Annotated in this window: 1 pseudogene; it reads right to left on the bottom strand. The window is 64.2% G+C overall.

Going from position 1 to position 425, the window contains the following annotated elements:
* Nucleotides 1-189 precede the first annotated feature (189 nt).
* Nucleotides 190-425: pseudogene (locus tag KBI52_RS00720) on the bottom strand (IS110 family transposase); the annotation flags it as partial.

Below are 425 nucleotides of genomic sequence, written 5' to 3'. Positions count from 1 at the left end.
GGTTGGTCACCGCATTTCCGTGTGTTCGTCCGGGGCTGCCTCGATCTGCTGGCGGGCGTCAATGACACATCATCGGCCACACAATTCGGACGAGGGTTCCCCACCGAGGCCCTGCCTCCGGTGCTGCGCAATCACAGATGTCAGTCGAGCGTGATCTGGTTCGTTCTGAGGTCTTGTCTTTGTTCGCCCTCAGGCGGCGGAGCGTGGCTCAACCTCATGGCCAATCGCCCAGAGGAAGGCTGTCATCTCCCGCGCGATTGCAGTTGCCACCACGGTCTGGCGCTTACCGGCCGCCATCAGCCGCCGATAGCGCGCGCACAGCCGCACCTGCGCCTTCCAGGCAATCATCCGCACGATCTGCGGCAAGCCCTCCTGGCGTTCCTGCAGCACGCGGCTCATCCGGGCCGGAAAGCGATAGGTCCAGG

It is taken from the genome of Microvirga sp. HBU67558 (genome assembly GCF_018069605.1).
Taxonomy (GTDB): Bacteria; Pseudomonadota; Alphaproteobacteria; order Rhizobiales; family Beijerinckiaceae; genus Microvirga; species Microvirga terrae.
The sequence above is the reverse complement of the archived record's forward strand: the minus strand, read 5'-3'. Positions and strand labels throughout refer to the sequence as shown.